The 21,171-nt window shown below is 37.6% G+C and carries 17 protein-coding genes; 16 read left to right on the plus strand and 1 reads right to left on the minus strand.

Features of this window, described 5'->3' with window-relative positions; all coding sequences use genetic code 11:
* Positions 1-302: 302 nt before the first annotated feature.
* From H6A61_RS09095 to H6A61_RS09170, 16 genes are all read left to right on the plus strand, one after another.
* A complete protein-coding gene (locus H6A61_RS09095; protein ID WP_204393033.1) occupies positions 303-893 on the plus strand; it encodes a hypothetical protein in 591 nt (196 codons plus the stop codon).
* 9 nt (positions 894-902) lie between these two features.
* Entirely contained in the window at positions 903-1,742 is an 840-nt protein-coding gene (locus H6A61_RS09100; protein WP_204393035.1) for a DUF2764 family protein, read from the plus strand.
* 15 nt (positions 1,743-1,757) lie between these two features.
* Positions 1,758-3,515 carry a V-type ATP synthase subunit A gene (locus tag H6A61_RS09105; protein WP_204393037.1) on the plus strand — a complete coding sequence of 586 codons (1,758 nt, stop codon included), beginning with the start codon at positions 1,758-1,760 and terminating at the stop codon, positions 3,513-3,515.
* A gap of 27 nt (positions 3,516-3,542) precedes the next feature.
* The gene (locus tag H6A61_RS09110; protein WP_154044763.1) at positions 3,543-4,862 is read left to right on the plus strand and encodes a V-type ATP synthase subunit B; all 1,320 of its coding nucleotides are present in this window, start codon (positions 3,543-3,545) and stop codon (positions 4,860-4,862) included.
* A 24-nt stretch (positions 4,863-4,886) separates the two neighbouring features.
* Positions 4,887-5,492, plus strand: a complete 606-nt coding sequence (locus H6A61_RS09115; protein WP_154044764.1) for a V-type ATP synthase subunit D — start codon at positions 4,887-4,889, stop codon at positions 5,490-5,492.
* Entirely contained in the window at positions 5,489-7,288 is a 1,800-nt protein-coding gene (locus H6A61_RS09120) for a V-type ATP synthase subunit I (protein ID WP_204393039.1), read from the plus strand. Before H6A61_RS09115 ends, H6A61_RS09120 begins: the two co-directional genes overlap by 4 nt.
* A 53-nt stretch (positions 7,289-7,341) precedes the next feature.
* Positions 7,342-7,806: a V-type ATP synthase subunit K gene (locus tag H6A61_RS09125; RefSeq protein ID WP_154044766.1), complete on the plus strand. Its 465-nt coding sequence runs from the start codon at positions 7,342-7,344 to the stop codon at positions 7,804-7,806.
* 121 nt (positions 7,807-7,927) lie between these two features.
* Positions 7,928-8,695 carry a TerB family tellurite resistance protein gene (locus H6A61_RS09130; RefSeq protein WP_154044767.1) on the plus strand — a complete coding sequence of 256 codons (768 nt, stop codon included), beginning with the start codon at positions 7,928-7,930 and terminating at the stop codon, positions 8,693-8,695.
* 266 nt (positions 8,696-8,961) lie between these two features.
* On the plus strand, positions 8,962-9,972 hold the full coding sequence (gene gap, locus H6A61_RS09135; RefSeq protein WP_154044768.1) for a type I glyceraldehyde-3-phosphate dehydrogenase: 1,011 nt from the start codon (positions 8,962-8,964) through the stop codon (positions 9,970-9,972).
* Positions 9,973-10,149: 177 nt separating this feature from the next.
* Positions 10,150-11,076 carry a tRNA (adenosine(37)-N6)-dimethylallyltransferase MiaA gene (gene miaA / locus H6A61_RS09140; protein WP_204393041.1) on the plus strand — a complete coding sequence of 309 codons (927 nt, stop codon included), beginning with the start codon at positions 10,150-10,152 and terminating at the stop codon, positions 11,074-11,076.
* 49 nt (positions 11,077-11,125) lie between these two features.
* Positions 11,126-12,058: a diacylglycerol/lipid kinase family protein gene (locus H6A61_RS09145; RefSeq protein ID WP_204393043.1), complete on the plus strand. Its 933-nt coding sequence runs from the start codon at positions 11,126-11,128 to the stop codon at positions 12,056-12,058.
* 185 nt (positions 12,059-12,243) lie between these two features.
* Positions 12,244-13,332, plus strand: a complete 1,089-nt coding sequence (locus tag H6A61_RS09150) for an OprO/OprP family phosphate-selective porin (protein ID WP_239469171.1) — start codon at positions 12,244-12,246, stop codon at positions 13,330-13,332.
* Between the two features lie 89 nt (positions 13,333-13,421).
* A complete protein-coding gene (gene serS / locus H6A61_RS09155) occupies positions 13,422-14,696 on the plus strand; it encodes a serine--tRNA ligase (protein ID WP_204393047.1) in 1,275 nt (424 codons plus the stop codon).
* Positions 14,697-14,940: 244 nt separating this feature from the next.
* Positions 14,941-16,884 carry a glycogen debranching enzyme N-terminal domain-containing protein gene (locus H6A61_RS09160; RefSeq protein WP_154044773.1) on the plus strand — a complete coding sequence of 648 codons (1,944 nt, stop codon included), beginning with the start codon at positions 14,941-14,943 and terminating at the stop codon, positions 16,882-16,884.
* A 15-nt stretch (positions 16,885-16,899) separates the two neighbouring features.
* Positions 16,900-18,168, plus strand: a complete 1,269-nt coding sequence (locus tag H6A61_RS09165) for a glycosyltransferase family 4 protein (RefSeq protein WP_204393049.1) — start codon at positions 16,900-16,902, stop codon at positions 18,166-18,168.
* Between the two features lie 20 nt (positions 18,169-18,188).
* Positions 18,189-19,586: a glycoside hydrolase family 57 protein gene (locus tag H6A61_RS09170; protein WP_204393051.1), complete on the plus strand. Its 1,398-nt coding sequence runs from the start codon at positions 18,189-18,191 to the stop codon at positions 19,584-19,586.
* Positions 19,587-19,775: 189 nt separating this feature from the next.
* Here H6A61_RS09170 and H6A61_RS09175 read toward each other — a convergent pair whose 3' ends face one another.
* Complete coding sequence (locus H6A61_RS09175) at positions 19,776-21,149, minus strand: DUF4270 domain-containing protein (protein ID WP_204393053.1); 1,374 nt, start codon at positions 21,147-21,149, stop codon at positions 19,776-19,778.
* Between the last annotated feature and the right edge of the window lie 22 nt (positions 21,150-21,171).

Genomic DNA, 21,171 nt, shown 5'->3' on the forward strand with positions numbered 1-21,171 from the left:
CTTCGTCACGCCGATGGTACTGCATATTGTGGGAGAGTAGGTAGTCGCCGTCTTATATGAGAGATCCTCGAGGTAGAGATACTTCGGGGATTTTTTGCGTTTATACACTATTATGTAATGTATTTACAGACCTGATGTTAATCTAATGTTTAATATTGATAATCTTGTATAAAATCATCGATTTTAAATTCGTTTTCTTCATCCTTATTTCTTATATTTGAGCAGCGAAATAAGATTCTGACCTTAGAAATCTTATTTATACCTTGGTTATAAATAAAAACAATTTATTTACTAATATAATTATGGAAAATAAAATTCAAGAACTTACCGATAAGATATATCGCGAAGGTGTGGAAAAAGGAAACGAAGAAGCACAGCGACTTATCAGTGAGGCTCAGAAAAAAGCTGAGAAGATGATTGAAGAAGCCCAGAAGCAGGCTGATGAGATTATTAGTATGGCTAAAAAATCGGCTGAGGAACTAAAGGAAAACACAAAGTCGGAATTAAAACTCTTTGCCGGTCAGGCATTAAATGCTTTGAAAACTGAAGTGACTAATCTGCTTACTAACCAAACAGTATCTGAAGCAGTGAAAAATTTCACAGCAGAAAAGGATTATCTTAACATGTTTATTGTAAATCTGGCCAAACAATGGGTGGAAAATGAACCTGTTGTTATATCAGTGGCTGATGCAGAGAACTTAAAGAAGTATTTTTCAAAAAATGCTAAGGATCTGCTTGATAAGGGAGTTAAGATAGAAAATGTAAATGGTTCGAAAGTTCTTTTTACAATTTCTCCTGCTGACGGTTCATATAAGGTTAATTTTGGTGAGGAAGAGTTTGAAAACTACTTTAAGGATTTCTTACGTCCACAGCTAGTACAAATGTTGTTTTAAAATAGGATTATGGATGCTTATTATTATCTAGTAGCCGGATTGCCTGATATATCATTGGAAGATGGCAAGCTGAGTTATACGGTTGATAGTTTTAAGTCGGAAATATACCCTGATTTGTCGGATAAAGATAAAAAAGTAATAGATCTGTTTTATCTTAAATTTGATAATGATAACCTTTTACATCTATTGAAAGACAAGGAATATACTGTAAGTACATCTGGAATTTTTAGTACTGAGGAACTTCTTACATTGATAGATACAGTAAAAGAGGGAGATATTCCCGATAAAAAGTTCCCATCTTATTTTGGTAAATTCATTTCTGAATATTTGACTCTTTCTCCAGAAGATGAGTATAGAGCCGGTGATATATTGGCATCTGAATATTATTCCTATGCAATGAAAAGTAGGAATAGATTTGTTTCTTCATGGTTTGAGTTTAATCTTAATCTGAATAATATCCAAACTGCAATTTCCGCACGTAAATATAAGTTGGATGTAGCTTCGGCCATAGTTGGTGATACAGAAGTGTGTGAGCTTTTGCGTGTATCCAATGCCAGAGATTTTGGATTGGGAGAAACTTTGACATATTTGGAAAATATTCAGAGGATAGCTGAAATAGATGATTTGGTAGAAAGGGAAAAGAAAACAGACCAACTGAAATGGGATTGGTTGGAAACTGAGTCTTTTTTTAATTATTTCACTGTAGAACGTTTATTTGTCTTTTTATTACAGCTTGAAATGATAGAAAGATGGATATCATTGGATAAAGATAAAGGTAATGAATTATTCAGAGCTATGATCAAGGCTTTGAAGGATGATGTTCAGATACCTGAGGAGTTTAGAAATTAGTTTAAATATAATAAAATGGCAACAAAAGGTAGTGTTATTGGAGTTATTGCCAATATGGTGACTCTAACTGTAGATGGTCCGGTGGCACAGAATGAAATCTGTTACATTTCTACAGGTGGTGACCGTCTTATGGCCGAGGTTATTAAAGTGGTAGGAACCAATGTTTATGTACAGGTATTCGAAAGTACACGTGGATTGAAGGTTGGTGCTGAAGCTGAATTTACCGGCCATATGCTTGAGGTAACTTTAGGACCTGGTATGCTGTCGAAAAACTATGATGGCTTACAGAATGACCTAGATAAGATGGATGGCGTTTTCCTGAAACGCGGACAATATACTTATCCTTTGGACAAAGAAGCTAAATGGCTTTTCAAACCAATAGTTAAGGCTGGAGATGAAGTTGGACCTTCGGCTTGGCTTGGAGAAGTAGAGGAAAACCATCAACCATTGAAAATCATGGTTCCTTTCCAGTTGACAGGAACATATAAAGTAAAATCTATAGTTTCGGAGGGTGAATATACAATAGAAGATACTGTAGCAGTTCTTACTGATAAGGAAGGAAATGATATTCCAGTAAATATGATTCAGAAATGGCCTGTAAAGAAGGCTATGACAAATTACAAGGAAAAACCACGTCCATTCCGTTTGCTTGAAACAGGAGTACGTGTTATTGATACTGTGAATCCTATAGTGGAAGGTGGTACAGGATTTATCCCTGGTCCTTTCGGTACTGGTAAGACAGTGTTGCAGCATGCCATTTCAAAGCAGGCTGAAGCTGATATTGTTATCATTGCAGCCTGTGGTGAACGTGCAAATGAGGTTGTGGAAATCTTTACTGAATTCCCTGAACTAGTTGACCCGCATACCGGCAGAAAATTGATGGAACGTACTATTATTGTTGCTAATACATCAAACATGCCTGTGGCTGCACGTGAAGCTTCTGTATATACAGCTATGACTATGGCTGAATTCTATCGTGCACAGGGACTTAAGGTTCTTCTTATGGCAGACTCTACTTCTCGTTGGGCTCAGGCACTGCGTGAAATGTCTAACCGTATGGAAGAATTGCCTGGACCTGATGCATTCCCTATGGATATCTCGGCTATTATTTCAAACTTCTACGGACGTGCAGGTTATGTTTATCTGAATAACGGTGCTACTGGTTCTATCACATTTATCGGTACTGTGTCACCTGCCGGAGGTAACCTGAAGGAACCTGTGACAGAGAATACTAAGAAAGTTGCACGCTGTTTCTATGCGTTGGAACAGGAACGTGCCGACCGTAAACGTTATCCTGCTGTTAATCCTATTGATTCTTATTCAAAATATCTGGAATATCCGGAATTCGAGAATTATATTGCAGAACGTATTAACGGAGAATGGATAGGAAAGGTCAATGAATTGAAGACCAGACTGCTGAGAGGTAAGGAAATCGCAGAACAGATCAATATCCTTGGTGATGATGGTGTGCCTGTAGAATATCATGTTATCTTCTGGAAGTCTGAACTTATTGACTTTGTAATTCTTCAGCAGGATGCATTCGATGAAGTGGATTCTGTTACTCCTATGGAACGCCAGGAGGAAATTGTAAATATGGTAATAGATGTTTGCCATACAGAATTCAAATTCGATAACTTTGTAGAGGTTATGGAATACTTCAAGAAGATGATTAATATCTGCAAGCAAATGAACTATTCCAAATATAAATCTGCCGAATACGTGGAATTTGGAAAACAGTTACAGGAGCTTATTGCCGAAAGACGTGCTGAATAATTTATTTCATTAACTAAGAATCATAAAATGGCAACAAAAGCATTTCAAAAAATATATACCAAAATAGGCCAGATAACTAAAGCTACCTGCTCACTGAAAGCTAAAGGAGTGGGGTATGACGAACTGGCTATGGTGAACGGCAAACTTGCACAGGTTGTAAAGATTGCCGGAGATGATGTTACGCTGCAGGTGTTTGAGGGTACTGAAGGTATTCCGACAAATGCAGAAGTGGTTTTCTTAGGAAAATCGCCTACACTGAAGGTTAGCGAACAGTTGGCAGGACGTTTCTTCAATGCGTTCGGTGATCCTATTGATGGCGGTCCTGAGGTTGAGGGTGTAGAAGTGGAAATCGGTGGTCCTTCTGTGAACCCGGTACGCCGTAAACAGCCATCTGAACTTATTGCTACAGGTATTGCGGGTATTGACTTGAACAATACATTGGTGTCAGGACAGAAGATTCCGTTCTTTGCCGATCCGGACCAGCCGTTTAACCAGGTGATGGCTAATGTGGCTCTTCGTGCCGAGACAGATAAAATTATCCTTGGCGGTATGGGTATGACTAATGATGACTACCTTTACTTCAAGAATGTGTTCTCTAACGCTGGTGCGTTGGACCGTATCATCAGTTTCGTGAATACTACCGAGAACCCTCCTGTAGAACGATTGCTTATTCCTGATATGGCATTGACAGCTGCGGAATATTTTGCAGTAGAGCATAATCAGAAAGTTTTGGTTCTGCTTACAGATATGACTTCGTATGCCGACGCATTGGCAATCGTGTCAAACCGTATGGATCAGATTCCTTCGAAGGACTCTATGCCAGGTTCTTTGTACTCAGACCTTGCCAAGATTTACGAAAAGGCTGTACAGTTCCCTAGCGGTGGTTCTATAACCATTATCGCGGTGACTACACTTTCTGGTGGAGATATCACTCATGCAGTACCTGATAATACTGGTTATATCACAGAAGGACAGTTGTTCCTGCGTCGTGATAGCGATATAGGTAAGGTTATTGTCGATCCTTTCCGTTCACTTTCACGTTTGAAACAGTTGGTTAGCGGTAAGAAAACACGTAAAGACCATCCGCAGGTTATGAACGCTGCCGTACGTCTGTATGCCGATGCAGCAAATGCCAAGACAAAAATGGAAAACGGTTTTGACCTTACAAACTACGACGAACGTACATTGGCTTTCGCTAAGGATTATGCAAATCAGCTTCTTGCTATTGACGTCAACCTCAATACAACAGAAATGCTTGATGTTACTTGGGGATTGTTCAGCAAGTATTTCAAGCCTGAAGAGGTTAATATTAAGAAGGAATTTGTTGATCAGTATTGGAAGAAGTAATCAAATTCAATAAAAAACAGAGAAATGGCTATTAAATTTCAATATAACAAAACCTCGCTACAGCAGTTGGAAAAGCAACTGAAGGTTCGAGTTCGTACGCTTCCTATAATAAAGAATAAGGAAAGTGCGTTGCGACTTGAGGTGAAACGTTGCAAAACTGAAGCTGTGGAACTGGAGGAACGTCTTGAAAGTCAGATTCAGGCGTATGAAGCCATGTTCGCACTCTGGAATGAATTTGATGCTTCATTGATAAAAGTGAAGGATGTTCATTTGGGCGTTAGAAAGATTGCAGGTGTCAGGGTTCCGCTACTTGAAGAGGTGGACTTCGATATCCGTAAATTCAGTATGTTCTCTGCTCCTAAATGGTATGCTGACGGACTTCATATATTGAAGACTTTGGCGCAAACTGCCATTGAGAGAGAATTTACACTCGCCAAATTGGGCTTGCTGGAACATGCGCGTAAAAAAACTACTCAAAAGGTAAACCTGTTTGAGAAGGTACAGATCCCTGGATATCAGGACGCATTGAGAAAAATTAAACGTTTCATGGAAGATGAGGAAAATCTGTCGAAGTCATCACAGAAGATTCTGAAGTCTATCCAGGAAAAGAGAAAGGAGGCTGAGGAATGATTGCTAAAATGAAAAAGCTGACTTTCCTTATATATTATAAGGAGTACGAACAGTTTCTGGAAAAACTGCGTGAACTTGGTGTAGTTCATATTTTTACGAAATCACAGGGAGCGGCAGAAAATCAGGAACTTCAGGATCGTATCCGATTGGCTGCAAAATATGCTGCTGCGATAAAATACCTTCAGGGAATGAATGTTGTGGCAGATAAGCATGAAGGTGATGCTGCTAAAGGAGAAAAAACTCTAGAGGTATTGTCTGAACTGCAGGCTGATCAGCAACAGCTGGTTCACAAGAAACAGGCGCTTGAAAAGGAAATTGTTTCGTTAGAACCATGGGGAGATTTCGACTCTGGTAATATTGAACGTCTTGGGAATGCCGGTTATGTAGTGAATTTCTATATATGCTCTGAAAAACAATTCAAAGATGAATGGATTCAGGCATATAATGCAACAGTTATAAACAAAATAGGTTCGAAAGTTTATTTTGTAACTATAACATCAGAAAAAGATGTTCCTGAACTTGAGGTGGAATATGCAAAATTGCCGGATAAATCTTTGAGTGGCTTGAAGGCTTCTGTTGAGAATCTTGAAAAAGATATAAACAAAGTGGATGAAAGCATCAAGGATTTGGCAAGAACATCTATTGCAGACCTTGAAGTAGCTCAAAGGAAGGTCTATTCTGAAATAGAATTCTCAAAGGTTGTATTGACCGGAGATTCCTTGGCCGACAATAAGCTGGTATTATTGGAAGGTTGGGTTCCTGAAGTTAAAACTGAAGATGTTAAGTCTTTCATGGATAATCAAGGAGCTTATTATGAGATTTCCAACCCTGCACCTGAAGACAATGTGCCTATATTGTTTAAAAACGATAAGTTCTCACGGTTGTTTGAACCTATCATAAGGCTGTATATGTTGCCTAAATATAATGAACTTGACCTTACTCCGTTCTTTGCACCTTTCTTCATGCTGTTTTTCGGCTTGTGTCTTGGAGATACAGGATACGGTGCGTTTATGGTGTTGGCAGTTACTATATATAGGCTGATGGCTAAGAATATAAGTCCGGGCATGAAACCGATACTTACATTGGTGCAAATCCTTGGAGCTTCTACAATGGTTTGTGGTCTGCTTACAGGAACATGTTTCGGATTTAATATTTATGATATTCAGGTGCCTTTCCTGCAGAAGATGAAGGAAGCTATTTCACTCGATAATCAGCAAATGTTTAATCTGTCTCTTATTCTGGGTGGAGTTCAGATAATCTTCGGAATGATGCTGAAAGCTGTTAACCAGACTATACAGCTCGGATTTAAGTATGCTGTGGGAACAATAGGATGGATATTTGTCATTCTTAGTTCTGCAATAGCATTTGCCGGTGCAATGGAAATGGGTGGAACAGTACACATGGTGTTTGTGATAGCAGGATTACTTATGGCTTATCTTTACAATAGTCCAGGTAAGAATGTTTTCGTAAATATCGGTCTTGGACTTTGGGACAGTTATAATATGGCAACCGGATTGTTAGGTGATATATTGTCATATGTTCGTCTGTTTGCATTGGGATTGTCAGGAGGTATTTTGGCAAGCGTATTCAATAGTCTTGCAGCAGGTATGAGTCCTGACAATATAATAGCAGGCCCTATAGTTATGGTGCTTATATTTGTCATCGGACATTCAATCAATATCTTTATGAATGTTCTTGGTGCAATGGTTCACCCTATGCGTTTGACTTTCGTTGAGTTTTTCAAGAACTCAGGTTATGAAGGTGGAGGAAAGGAATACTCTCCATTAAAAAAATAAAATGTATTTCGTGTATATAAACTGAAAAAATAATAATAAAAAACTTTAGAATTATGGAAATGAATTTTTTGATTGCCTATATTGGCATAGCTGTTATGGTTGGTTTGTCTGGTATCGGTAGTGCATACGGAGTAACAATAGCTGGTAATGCATCTATCGGAGCACTTAAAAAGAATGACAGTGCTTTTGGTAACTTCCTTGTATTGACAGCGCTTCCAGGTACTCAGGGACTTTATGGTTTTGCTGGCTACTTTATGTTCCAGAATATCTTCGGAGTACTTACTCCTGAAATCACTACTCTTCAGGCTTGTGCAGTGCTTGGTTCTGGTATTGGTCTTGGATTGGTTGCCCTTTTCTCTGCAATCCGTCAGGGACAGGTTTGTGCTAATGGTATAGCAGCTATTGGTCAGGGACACAATGTGTTTGGTAATACATTGATTCTTGCCGTATTCCCAGAATTGTATGCTATCGTTGCACTTGCTGCTACATTCTTGATGGGTTCTGCTATCACAGCTTAATATATAAATATAATATTTAGACTGAAAGCTGTCTCAATCTGATTGGGGCAGCTTTTTTATGTTATTGTGGATATGAAGTTTTTTTATAACTTTGTCACGTAATGTAAAAATATAGAATAATATGGGATATGGAAAATGGATAGGTGGCCTTATGGGTTTTGTTACCATGGGTCCTTTGGGTGCTTTGGCAGGTTTTGCCATCGGATCATTATTTGATAATGCAAATGAAAATACTATAGAAGGCTCAGACAGCCAGAATGAATATGCTGGACAGAGAAACAGCTTCCTGTTTTCTATGCTTGTTATGGCATCATATATAATACGTGCCGATGGAAGAATAATGCATAGCGAAATGGAATTTGTGAGACAATTCCTAAGGAATAATTTCGGTGAGATTGCCGTTTCTGAAGGTGAACAGATACTTCTGAACTTGTTTGAACAGAGAAAGCAGATGGATAAGTCAAATCCAATGGCTTTTAAAAACACTATTCATGAATGTGGGGCGCAGATTGCGTCAAACATGTCGTATGAGGAACGTCTTCAGTTGTTACGCTTCTTAACTCAGATAGCCCAGAGCGACGGAAATGTATGTAAAGAAGAAATAGATGCACTCAAGGAAGTCGCCCTGGCAATGGGAATGTCACAGCAGGAAGTTGAGTCGATGTTAAACATGAGGGGCAAGTCTTTGGACGAAGCATACAAGGTTCTGGAAATTTCTCCGGATGCAACAGATGAAGAAGTGCGTGCGGCTTATAAGAAAATGGCTCTTAAGCATCATCCGGATAGGGTGGCAACTTTAGGAGAAGACATAAGAAAAGCTGCAGAAGAAAAATTCCAGGATATCAATAATGCAAAAGAACGTATATACAAGGCTAGGGGAATGAGATAAAAAATAATCGTGCTTTATAAAAGTTCTATTTTGTATAGTACAGATAGCAAAAACTGTGTTATATGTAATATATATAAAATAAAGTGCTTGGAAGTTTATCGAATAAGTGTTTTTTTTACGAAAAAAGAATAGTGCGAGTATTGAGATTTAAAAGAAATCATTACTTTTGCATCGTAAAACTTGAGATTAATTATATCGAATGATATGATTGATTATATCGAACAGTTTTCAAACTTTATTATAAAACCATTAAAAATTTAAACAAAATGATTAAAGTAGGTATTAACGGTTTCGGTCGTATCGGCCGTTTCGTATTCCGTGCAGCTCAGAAGAGAAACGATATCCAGATCGTAGGTATTAACGACTTGTGTCCAGTAGATTACTTGGCTTACATGTTGAAATATGATACAATGCACGGACAGTTCGACGGTACTATCGTTGCTGACGTTGAAAACAGCAAGTTGATTGTTAATGGCAATGAAATCCGTGTAACAGCTTGCAAAGATCCTAAAGAATTGGCATGGAACGAAGTAGGTGCTGAATACGTAGTAGAATCTACTGGTTTGTTCTTGACTAAAGAAAAAGCTCAGGCTCACATCGAAGCTGGTGCTAAATATGTAGTTATGTCAGCTCCTTCTAAAGACGATACTCCAATGTTCGTTTGCGGTGTAAACGAAAAAACATATGTTAAAGGTACTCAGTTCGTTTCTAACGCTTCTTGTACTACTAACTGCTTGGCTCCTATCGCTAAGGTTTTGAACGACAAATGGGGAATCACTGACGGTTTGATGACTACAGTTCACTCTACAACTGCTACTCAGAAAACAGTTGACGGTCCTTCTATGAAAGACTGGAGAGGTGGTCGTGCTGCTTCTGGTAACATCATCCCTTCTTCAACTGGTGCTGCTAAAGCTGTAGGTAAAGTTATCCCTGAATTGAACGGTAAATTGACTGGTATGTCAATGCGTGTTCCTACTTTGGACGTATCTGTAGTTGACTTGACAGTTAACTTGGCTAAACCAGCTAAATATGACGAAATCTGCGCTGCAATGAAGGAAGCTTCTGAAGGCGAATTGAAGGGTATCCTTGGTTACACTGAAGATGCAGTTGTTTCTTCTGACTTCTTGGGTGACACTCACACTTCAATCTTCGATGCTAAAGCTGGTATCGCTTTGACTGATACTTTCGTTAAAGTTGTTTCTTGGTATGACAACGAAATCGGTTACTCTAACAAAGTATTGGATTTGATCGCTCACATGGCTTCTGTAAACTGCTAATCAGTAACAAAACCATATATTTAAAGCCGTCTTGTTTTTCAAGGCGGCTTTATTCGTTTTATAAATAATATAATTTATTTTGCATATTAATAAATCATTTAATACTGTTGTACTGATATTTACTAAAAAAAACTATCTTTGTAAATATAATAGTTATACGTTAGATGAAATATTTTTATGGGATATGATTTTATAACCATATTGGGGCCTACGGCTTCAGGTAAAACTGTTTTGGCTGCATCTTTGGCGAAGGCTATTGATGCCGAAATTATAAGTGGAGATAGCAGACAGGTGTATCGTGGAATGGATTTGGGAACAGGAAAGGATCTCAAAGATTATGTAGTTGACGGTTATCATGTTCCTTATCATTTGATAGATATTGTTGATCCGGGTTATAAATATAATGTATTTGAATTTCAAAGAGATTTCCTAGATGCGTACAAAAATATAAAATCGAGGAATAAAGAAGCCATTTTATGTGGAGGAACCGGAATGTATATAGAGTCTGTACTAAAAGGATACAGACTTGTACCTGTGCCTGAGAATAAAGAGTTGAGGGACAGTTTGTCATGCAAGTCTCTTGAGGAACTGACGGAAATCCTTTCAAAATATAAAAAATTGCACAATTCCACTGATGTCGATACCGCAAAACGTGCTATTAGGGCGATAGAAATAGAAGAGTATTATCTGAATAATAAAGTTGATGAGAGACCTTTTCCTGATTATAAAAGCATAATAATAGGTGTTGACATAGATAGGGAATTAAGACGTGAAAAAATTTCAAAGCGCCTTCGTCAAAGATTGGAAGAAGGAATGATAGATGAAGTTCGGGGCTTGTTGAATTCCGGTATATCGGCTGATGATCTTATATATTATGGATTGGAGTATAAATATCTGACCTTATACGTCACAGGTAAGTTGAGCTATGAGGATATGTGTTCTCAACTTGAAATAGCAATACATCAGTTTGCCAAACGACAGATGACTTGGTTTAGAGGAATGGAGAGAAGGGGATTCTCTATTAACTGGATAAATGCAGAATGGAGTCTGGAGCGTAAGGTAGATGCAATATTGAATCTCATTAATAAAACTGATAATTATTGACAGCTAAGGAAATATTATTCGATTGTTGTGTAATCAAAATTTTAGTATTATGGCAGTAGAACCTAACAGATGGGGTATTATATATAATCCTAAAGCGGGAAGCAGAAAAGCGCAGAAAAGATGGGCGAAAATTCGCGAGTACATGGATAGTCAGAATGTAAAATATGATTATGTACAGTCTGAAGGATTTGGTTCGGTTGAAAGGCTTGCCAGAACTTTGGCTAACAATGGATATAAAACCATTGTGGTAGTGGGAGGTGATGGAGCAATAAATGATGCCGTAAACGGAATCATGCAATCGGATATAGAAGAAAAGCATGAAATAGCCTTTGGTATAATACCTAATGGAATAGGAAACGATTTTGCCAAATATTGGGGGCTTGATTCCGATGATTTTAAAGGGGCTGTTGATGTGTTAATCAACAGACGTCTGAGAAAGGTTGATGTTGGAGTTTTCAGTTTCTATAATGGTGATGAGCATAATTGCAGGTATTTTCTTAATGCTGTGTATATGGGACTTGGAGCCAAGATCGTTATGATAACAAATGAAACAAAAAGGTTTTGGGGAATACCTTTTATTTCGTATTTGTCGTCATTGGTTTTGGTTGCTTTCGAGCGCAAACTGCACAGAATGCATTTGAAACTTAACAACGAACATATCAGAGGAAGGATAATGGCTGTCGGAATAGGTAGTTGCAGAGGCTATGGACTTACTCCAAGTGCTGTTCCTTATAACGGATGGCTTGATGTGTCAGTGATATATAGGCCGCAGTTAAGGGAGTTGATTTCCGGACTGTGGATGCTTCAGCAGGGAAGAATATTAAATCATAAGACGGTTAAGTCATATAGAACGAAGTCTGTAAAAGTGTTACGTGCCAGAAATGCCGAAGTCAGTATTGATGGTAGATTGTGGACAGAAAAATATTATCCGTTTGAAGTGACAGTACTGCCTGAAGCTCTCACTCTTATCATTCCACGTTGATTATAATGCATTTAGTAATGAACTTTTATTATAGTTACATTGTTAAATAGTTATAATTGATAATTATATATAAAGTGTTATTCTCAAAGATGGTTTTTGTTTTAGCTTTAGTTTTTATTTTATTCTTTAATGGTTTTAGTGTTAGTGCTCAGGATTTGTCATTAGTTCCTGCGGATGAAAAAACAATGCTTCAACGTATTACTGACGGCAAGCGTGATATTGACTGGGCGAACATGAATATTCAGTTTTGTACTGCTGCAGATGCTTCATTTAATAATGGAGACTTTGATAATATGGCCTTTAAGGTACATAGGGTACGACTTGAGGTTTTAGGAGCATTCAGAGACAAGTTTTCTTATCATTTCAGACAATCTTTTAATAAGTACACCAATCCGAATATTCCGTTGGATAATCTTGCCGGCTCTGTTGAATTGGCAATGGTAGGATGGCAGTTGAATGACAAATGGGGATTGACTGCCGGAAAACAGCCTGTACAGTTCAGTGGATATGAATGTTGGGTTAATGCCATTAAAGTGAGACATTATTCCGACTTTAATAATACGATACCAGCCTACCAGGTGGGATTGAATATGGCATATAATATAAATGAAAATCAGGTTATGAATTTCCAGCTTACCAACAACAGGAATTCAACAATAAATGACCAGTTTATGTATTCTTTGCCGGATGATGTGGAGGATTCCAAAATACCTATGCTGGGAACCGTAAATTGGGATGGATATTTTGTTGACAGAGCTATGCAGTTGCGATATTCATTGTCATATGGTCAATTGGCAAAAGGTAAGAACATATTTTATTTTACATGTGGTAATGTATGGGATAAAAAGCCTTTCTTAGGTTATATTGATTTTATGTATTCACGTGAAGGACTTGATTCCAAAGGTCTAATAACATCGTCATATGATGTTGATGGAAACAATGTAATTACGGCAAAAAATGTAGAATATTTTACAACCATTGCCAATTTGGATTATAGGGTTTCTCCTCATCTTAATCTATATATAAAAGGAGCATACGAACTCGGTAATGTTTATAAGTCGTCAGAAGAATTTCAGGCAGGCAACTACAGAAGAACATGGAATGTACAGTTCTGTGCTGAGTATTATCCTATGTCCGACAGTGAACTGATTGTATATCTCCATTTGCTTCACAAAAACACTCATCTGACAGATATTGCAAGAAAGTATGGAGCAAATAGCTATAATCAGCAACGCATTTCTTTAGGATTAGTATATACTTTGCCTGTTTTCTGATTAAAAAGTTTTCTCTATCTGTTTAATTGATAAAAAAAATATATCTTTGCATATCTTTTTATTTGGAACGATTATAAAAGAAAAATAATATGCTCACTATTAAACAAATTACAGAAGATACCGATAAGGTAATTCGTGGACTTGAAAAGAAACACTTTGCAAATGCAAAAGAAGCGATAGCAAAAGTTTTGGAATGCAACGATAGAAGACGTAACGCTCAGAATCAATTGGATAGAAATCTTGCTGAGGTAAATTCTCTTTCAAAGAGTATTGGAATGCTGATGAAAGAAGGCAGGAAAGAAGAAGCTGAAGCTGCAAAGAATAAGGTTGCCGAGTTCAAGGAAGCAAGCAAGACATTGCAAGCTGAAATGGATAAGGCATCTGAAGAAATGCAGGAAATATTATATACTATTCCTAATGTTCCTTACGATGAAGTGCCAGAAGGTTCATGTGCAGAAGATAATGTGGTTGTAAAGCATGGTGGTATGGAAACTGAGCTTCCAAAGAATGCGTTGCCACATTGGGAACTTGCCAAGAAGTATGATTTGATAGATTTCGATCTAGGCGTAAAGATTACAGGTGCTGGTTTCCCTGTTTATAAAGGAAAGGGTGCCAGATTGCAGAGAGCCCTTATTAACTTCTTCCTTGATGAAGCACGCGCTTCAGGATATGAAGAAATCATGCCTCCTACAGTTGTAAATGCTGCTTCTGGTTATGGTACAGGTCAGTTGCCAGATAAAGAAGGTCAGATGTATCATTGCAATCTTGATGATTTGTATCTGATACCTACAGCTGAAGTTCCTGTTACAAATATCTACAGAGATGTAATCCTTGATGAAAAACAGTTGCCTATCAAGAATTGTGCATATACTCAATGTTTCCGTCGCGAAGCTGGTTCATACGGTAAGGACGTTCGTGGTTTGAACCGTTTGCATGAATTCTCTAAAGTAGAGTTGGTAAGAATAGACAAACCTGAACATTCAAAACAGTCTCATCAGGAAATGTTGGATCACGTAGAAGGATTGTTAAAGAAGTTGGAACTTCCATACAGAATACTTCGTCTTTGCGGTGGTGATATGAGTTTTACAGCTGCAATATGTTATGACTTCGAAGTATATTCAGAAGCGCAGCAGAGATGGTTGGAAGTAAGTTCTGTATCTAATTTTGATACTTATCAGGCAAACCGTTTGAAATGTAGATTTAGAAATGCAGACAAGAAGACTGAACTTTGTCATACATTGAATGGCTCGGCTCTAGCTTTACCAAGAATCGTTGCAGCCTTGCTGGAAAACAATCAAACTCCTGAGGGCATTAGAATACCAAAAGCGTTGGTTCCGTATTGCGGTTTCGATATAATAGATTAAAATATAAAACACGATAAAATCCCGGTTAATCCGGGATTTTTTTTATAGTAAAACTTGCAATAAATATGCCCGTTAACATATTTATAACAAGTATTTCAGTAATGATTTTTTATTTGCTGGAAAAAAGTAACTATTTTTGAAAAAAAACGTGTTTTACGTTTTGATTTGATTTTTTAATTACTAATTTTGGGGTGAGATTTATAACATATTTATTGAACTATTTAATAACCTTAATATAACATCTATGAGTTATTTACGTTTTGATAAAACTCTTATGACGAATTTGGAAGAATCTTTACCGCGTGAGATTCTTCGTACAAATCGTTCCGGGGCTTACCATTGTTCTACAATAGTAGATTGTAATACTCGCAAGTATCATGGACTGTTAGTTATTCCTGTTCCTGAATTGGATGACGAAAACCATGTACTGTTGTCGGCAATGGATGAGACAGTAATACAGCATGGTGCTGAATTTAACCTGGGACTCCATAAGTATCATGGAGATAATTTTAGTCCGCGCGGTCATAAATATATCCGTGAATATGAGTGTGAAAAAGTTCCAACAACATGGTATCGTGTAGGTGGAGTTATCTTGAAGAAAGAAAAGGTCTTCGTTCATCATGAAAACCGTATTCTGATAAGATATACTTTGGTTGATGCACATTCTGAAACAATATTAAGATTACGTCCTTATTTGGCTTTCAGAAGTGTAAGAGAATACACTCATGAGAATTCTCAGGCTAGTAGGGAATATGATGTGATAGACAACGGAATCAAGACACGTATGTATCCTGGTTATCCTGAATTGTATATGCAGTTCAGTAAGGAAAACGAATTCCATTTCCTGCCGGATTGGTACAGAGGTATAGAATATCCAAAGGAACAGGAACGTGGCTATGATTTCAATGAAGATCTTTATGTTCCTGGCTATTTTGAATTTAAAATCAGTAAGGGAGAAAGTGTTACATTCTCCGGTGGTATTTCTTCTGTAGATACATCTAAACTTAATCAGTTGTTTGCAGATGAGGCAGAACAGAGAACTCCTAGAAAAGACTTCAAAAACTGTCTTATCAATGCAGCCCACCAATTCTTGAATAAACAGGATAGTGAATCATATATATTGGCAGGTTATCCTTGGTTCAAGTGCCGTGCCAGAGATATGTTTGTTTCATTGCCAGGTCTTACATTGTCCATTGGAGAAGTCTCAAAATTTGAGATGATAATGGAGACAGCCATAAAAGCCATCTATTCATTTATGAATGGCGAGAAATCTACATTGAAAGTTTATGAGATTTATCATCCTGATGTTCTTCTATGGGCTGTCTGGACAATACAGCAATATGCTAAGATGGTTTCAAGAGATGCTGCTAAAGAAAAGTATCTAGGGCTGTTGAAAGATATAATGACATATTTGCTTGATGGCAGACATCCTAATCTTGAAGTAAGAGATAACGGATTGGTATATGCAAACGGTAGAGACAATGCTATTACGTGGATGAACTCAACTGTTAACGGTCGTCCTGTAGTGGGAAGAACAGGATATATAGTAGAATTCAATTCTCTTTGGTATAACGCATTGTGTTTCACAGCAGATATTATGGCTGAAGTCGGTGACAATGACTTCTCTTATCGTTTGAAATCTTTGGCTGAGAAAACAGGAAAATCATTTATTGACACATTCTTGAATGAATATGGCTATCTGTTGGATTTCGTGGATGGTGATATGATGGATTGGAGTGTTCGTCCTAACATGATTTTCGCGGCAGCATTCGATTATTCTCCACTTGACGCAAAACAGAAAAAGGGTGTAATAGATATTGTTACAAAAGAATTGCTTACTCCTAAAGGTCTTCGTTCTTTGAGCCCGAAAAGTGGAGGCTACAATCCTAACTATGTTGGACCTCAGATGCAGAGAGACTATGCATACCATCAGGGTACAGCATGGCCTTGGCTTGAAGGTTTCTACATGGAAGCTTATCTGAAGATTTATAAGAGAAGCGCTATCTCTTTCTTGTGGAGACAGTTTGTTAGCTATGAGGATGAAATGACATGTCACTGTCTGGGAACACTTCCGGAGTTGTTTGACGGTAATCCACCTTTCAAAGGTAGGGGAGCAGTATCATTTGCAATGAATGTTGCGGAAATTCTTCGTGGCTTGTATTTGTTGGATAAATTTGAGAATCAATAAAGAAGGAGGAGTTTTATGAAAGTTTTAATGTTTGGTTGGGAATTTCCTCCAAAAATATACGGCGGTCTTGCTGTCGCTTCCTATGGTATAACCAAGGGGCTAAGTTTACAAGGCGATGTAGAAACAGTGTTTTGTATGCCTAAACCGACTGGCGATGAGGAAGGATTCCTGAAAATAGTTGGCATGAACCAAGTGCCTATAGTATGGCGTGATGTGGATTACGATTATCTTAAATCTCGTCTGCATGCAAAAATGACTCCTGAGGAATATTATGCCTACCGCGATAAGATATATGCTGATTTCTCATACATGAATGTCAACGATCTGGGATGTATGGAGTTTGCAGGCGGATATCCTGGAAATTTGCATGACGAAATAAATAATTTCTCAATTATTGCAGGTGTTGTTGCAAGACAGCAACAATTCGATATTATTCATGCTCACGACTGGTTGACTTACCCGGCTGGTGTTCATGCAAAAATGGTTAGCGGAAAGCCTCTCTGTATTCATGTTCATGCTACAGATTTCGACCGTTCCCGCGGAAAAGTCAATCCTACTGTTTATTCAATTGAAAAGAACGGTATGGATTATGCCGACTGTATCATGTGTGTATCCGAGCTGACTCGTCGTACTGTTATTAATGAGTATCATCAGGATCCAAGAAAGGTATTTGCCGTTCATAATGCAGTTTATCCATTGTCTCAAGAATATCAGGATATACCACGTCCGGATCACTCTAAAGAAAAGATTGTTACTTTCCTTGGACGTATCACAATGCAGAAAGGACCGGAATATTTTGTTGAAGCAGCAGCTATGGTATTGAAACGTACACGTAATATCCGTTTCGTGATGGCAGGTTCCGGAGATATGCTGAACGCCATGATTAATCTGGTTGCAGAACGAGGTATTGCTGATCGTTTCCACTTCCCTGGATTTATGAAAGGTAAACAGGTATATGAGGTTTATAAGAACAGTGATGTTTTTGTTATGCCTTCTGTTTCCGAACCTTTCGGTATTGCTCCATTGGAAGCTATGCAGTGTGGAACACCTTCTATTATTTCCAAGCAGTCAGGTTGTGGAGAAATCCTAAGTAAAGTTATAAAGACAGACTATTGGGATATCCATGCTATGGCAGATGCCATATATTCAATATGTACAAATCAATCGCTGTTTGAGTATCTTCAGAAAGAAGGAAAGGCCGAAGTTGACGGAATCACTTGGGAAAAAGTTGGTTTGAAAGTTCGTTCTTTGTATGAAGATGTTCTGAGAAATTATAATAAGTAAAATATTAGTCTTAAGTTGATATGAAAACAATCTGTTTATATTTTGAGATTCATCAAATAATACATTTGAAACGTTACCGTTTCTTTGAAATAGGCTCAGATCATTATTATTATGATGATTTTGCCAACGAACAGGGTATTAACGAAATAGCTGAACGTTCTTACATTCCGGCTTTGAATACCCTTATACAGATGGCAAAAGAAAATGAAGGAGCATTTAAAGTAGCTCTTTCCATTTCTGGCGTTGCCCTTGAACAATTGGAAATCTATGCACCGTCTGTAATAGAATTGTTGCATGAATTAAATAATACCGGATGTTGTGAATTCTTATGCGAACCTTATTCTCACGGACTTTCTTCATTGGCTAATGAAGACTGCTTCAAAGAAGAAGTTACCCGTATGCGCAAGAAAATCAAGGACTATTTCGGCCAGGAACCAAAAGTATTCCGTAACTCAAGCTTGATTTACGACAACGAGATTGGCGGTATGGTAGCCAATATGGGATTTAAGGGAATGCTTATAGAAGGAGCTAAACATGTTCTTGGATGGAAGAGCCCTCACTACCTGTATCATTGCGTAGAGAATCCTAATTTGAAGCTTTTGATGAGAGACTTCAAGCTTTCTGATGATATAAGTCTTCGTTTCTCTAACAGTGAATGGAGCGAATATCCTCTGTTTGCAGATAAATATATCGGCTGGATTGATTCTATGCCTGAAAGCGAGCAGGTGATAAATATATTTATGGAATTGTCTGCTCTTGGATATTTCCAGCCATTGTCTTCGAATATCCTCGACTTTATAAAGGCTCTTCCTATCTGTGCTAAACAGAAAGGTATAACTTTCTCTACTCCTACAGAAATTGTGTCAAAACTGAAATCTGTAGATGCTATGGATGTTCCTTATCCAATGTCTTGGGTTGACGAGGAAAGAGATATCAGTCCATGGTTGGGTAACGTAATGCAGCGTGAAGCATTCAATAAGCTGTACAGCGTGGCAGAAAGAGTTTACTTGTGTCAGGACAAGAGAATCAAGCAGGATTGGGATTATCTGCAGGCCAGCAATAATTTCCGCTTCATGACAACTAAGGATAGTGGAGTAGCGTTTAACCGTGGAATCTATGATTCTCCTTTTGACGCTTTCACTAACTATATGAATATCCTTGGCGATTTCATCAAACGTGTCAATTCACTTTATCCTGTCGATATGGAGAACGAAGAACTTGGCTCTTTGCTTACTACTATCAAGAATCAGGGCGCAGAATTGGTACAGCTGAATGATGAGGTTACAAAACTTAAAAAGAAATTGGCTGACGCTGAAAAGAAACTGGCAAAAGAAGAAAAGGCACCTGCCAAGAAGACAACTTCTACTGCCAAACGTGCTACAAAAACTGCAACAGCCAAGAAAGCAAAAGAGGAATAAATATATTTCCAATATAAATTAGTAATGAGGGTATGTCGTCTGGCATACCCTTTTCTTTTTATTATTGCTCATTTAATTCTTTTTATTATTGACATTTCAAATGTCTTACTGATAGAAATAAAAAAGCATGTAACGTGATTTAAATTGTCATGTTACATGCTTTTTAAAATTAGTAAAGTGGTTATAACTTTACGGTTTAGTATATACAATTTCTATATTGAGTTCTTCACCATCTTCTCCGCCGAACAGTTTTGCTGCGTTCACTTCCATATCATGCGAAACGCCTATGATATTTCCTTCTGCATCTGTTTCAGTTGTTACAGGTATCAGCAATACTTTATCTCTGTCTTCGGTATATTCCTCTCCGGATCTGATTTCGCTGAATATATTGCTTATCAATCTATTAAGCTTTGAGAACGTATATGAGTTAGTATTACTGCTATATGTTCCCAGGAATGATGTCTTGTTGTCGTATGTCTTGTTTTGTTCGAAGAAGGTATCTATATCGCCTTTTCTTACCATCAGGACATTTTGTGGAATTCCCATTGTGAAAGTATTGGAATTCTCATTTCCTGCATATCTGTATTTCTTTATTGAAAGGGTTACAGAGTTAAGAGTATCTTCCTTGTGTGTATCGTAAATTTCATTAATAGGCAATGTTATTTCAGTACATAGACCGGCAGGTGTTTTCAGATATGTATGTCCTTTCTCGTTTACCAGTTCATCTAATTTATCCGAATTTTCCAGTCTGGTTGACATTAATACCTCTTTACTGGCTGCAAGTACTGTATTACCATGTACCAGTGAGTCTATCTCTCCTGTTGATTCGCTTTTAATCTTATAGTCAAGGTTTAGTCTTAACCATATATCTTTAATATATACCACAGAACCGTCTCCCTGTGTCGTGTGTACGTAGAAGCCCTTTAATACATTGTTTATAAAAGAATATGCATCTTTGAAGTATTCAGGTTTTGATGTATATAAACTCTGAATATGTTCACCGAATGATTCTCCCAAATCTATTTTTATACTAGGATAATAATCACTGGTGTTTCTAAGAGAGTCACTTACCGACATATCCACTGCAGCATAAGTCTTGACAGCTAGCGGTGCTTTTGTTTCATCATAATAATCTTTTGGCTCGTATGATGTATAGTACAGACCTGTATCGCTGTCTTCTATGATTTTATTTAATGTATCTACCTGTACAGTCAATGTTGCAAGAGAGTCACCGTAGAAATCTGTATAGTATAATTCAAGTGATACGCCTGTTATTTTATCCAAATGTTCAGGTAGTTCAAATTTTTCCGGACAGTTGATTTGTGTTATAAAATCGGCTGAATACTGCCCGAAGTCCGGATCTGTGTATTTTCCCAGATAAGCTTTGTTTGTACGTGAATATACTGAATCCAGTTTATGTGTTCTTGAAGTAACCTTATACGTATCAGAAAAAGCTTCTATCTTGTCCAGATTCGAAACAAAATCTCCGACTCCTGTAGTGGAATCATCACAGCTATAGAGTAATGCTGTAAATGTAAATACAGCTAACAACTTGAATTTCATACTATATGTAATATATTGGTTA

This window comes from Bacteroides caecigallinarum (genome assembly GCF_016901995.1).
Lineage (GTDB): Bacteria > Bacteroidota > Bacteroidia > Bacteroidales > Bacteroidaceae > Phocaeicola > Phocaeicola cellulolyticus.

What these genes read in the sequence shown, in the direction of transcription:
- H6A61_RS09095 (WP_204393033.1), top strand. Translation starts at nt 303, where the DNA reads ATGGAAAATAAAATTCAAGAACTTACCGATAAGATATATCGCGAAGGT.
- H6A61_RS09100 (WP_204393035.1), top strand. Translation starts at nt 903, where the DNA reads ATGGATGCTTATTATTATCTAGTAGCCGGATTGCCTGATATATCATTG.
- H6A61_RS09105 (WP_204393037.1), top strand. Translation starts at nt 1,758, where the DNA reads ATGGCAACAAAAGGTAGTGTTATTGGAGTTATTGCCAATATGGTGACT.
- H6A61_RS09110 (WP_154044763.1), top strand. Translation starts at nt 3,543, where the DNA reads ATGGCAACAAAAGCATTTCAAAAAATATATACCAAAATAGGCCAGATA.
- H6A61_RS09115 (WP_154044764.1), top strand. Translation starts at nt 4,887, where the DNA reads ATGGCTATTAAATTTCAATATAACAAAACCTCGCTACAGCAGTTGGAA.
- H6A61_RS09120 (WP_204393039.1), top strand. Translation starts at nt 5,489, where the DNA reads ATGATTGCTAAAATGAAAAAGCTGACTTTCCTTATATATTATAAGGAG.
- H6A61_RS09125 (WP_154044766.1), top strand. Translation starts at nt 7,342, where the DNA reads ATGGAAATGAATTTTTTGATTGCCTATATTGGCATAGCTGTTATGGTT.
- H6A61_RS09130 (WP_154044767.1), top strand. Translation starts at nt 7,928, where the DNA reads ATGGGATATGGAAAATGGATAGGTGGCCTTATGGGTTTTGTTACCATG.
- gap (WP_154044768.1), top strand. Translation starts at nt 8,962, where the DNA reads ATGATTAAAGTAGGTATTAACGGTTTCGGTCGTATCGGCCGTTTCGTA.
- miaA (WP_204393041.1), top strand. Translation starts at nt 10,150, where the DNA reads ATGGGATATGATTTTATAACCATATTGGGGCCTACGGCTTCAGGTAAA.
- H6A61_RS09145 (WP_204393043.1), top strand. Translation starts at nt 11,126, where the DNA reads ATGGCAGTAGAACCTAACAGATGGGGTATTATATATAATCCTAAAGCG.
- H6A61_RS09150 (WP_239469171.1), top strand. Translation starts at nt 12,244, where the DNA reads ATGCTTCAACGTATTACTGACGGCAAGCGTGATATTGACTGGGCGAAC.
- serS (WP_204393047.1), top strand. Translation starts at nt 13,422, where the DNA reads ATGCTCACTATTAAACAAATTACAGAAGATACCGATAAGGTAATTCGT.
- H6A61_RS09160 (WP_154044773.1), top strand. Translation starts at nt 14,941, where the DNA reads ATGAGTTATTTACGTTTTGATAAAACTCTTATGACGAATTTGGAAGAA.
- H6A61_RS09165 (WP_204393049.1), top strand. Translation starts at nt 16,900, where the DNA reads ATGAAAGTTTTAATGTTTGGTTGGGAATTTCCTCCAAAAATATACGGC.
- H6A61_RS09170 (WP_204393051.1), top strand. Translation starts at nt 18,189, where the DNA reads ATGAAAACAATCTGTTTATATTTTGAGATTCATCAAATAATACATTTG.
- H6A61_RS09175 (WP_204393053.1), bottom strand. Translation starts at nt 21,149, where the DNA reads ATGAAATTCAAGTTGTTAGCTGTATTTACATTTACAGCATTACTCTAT.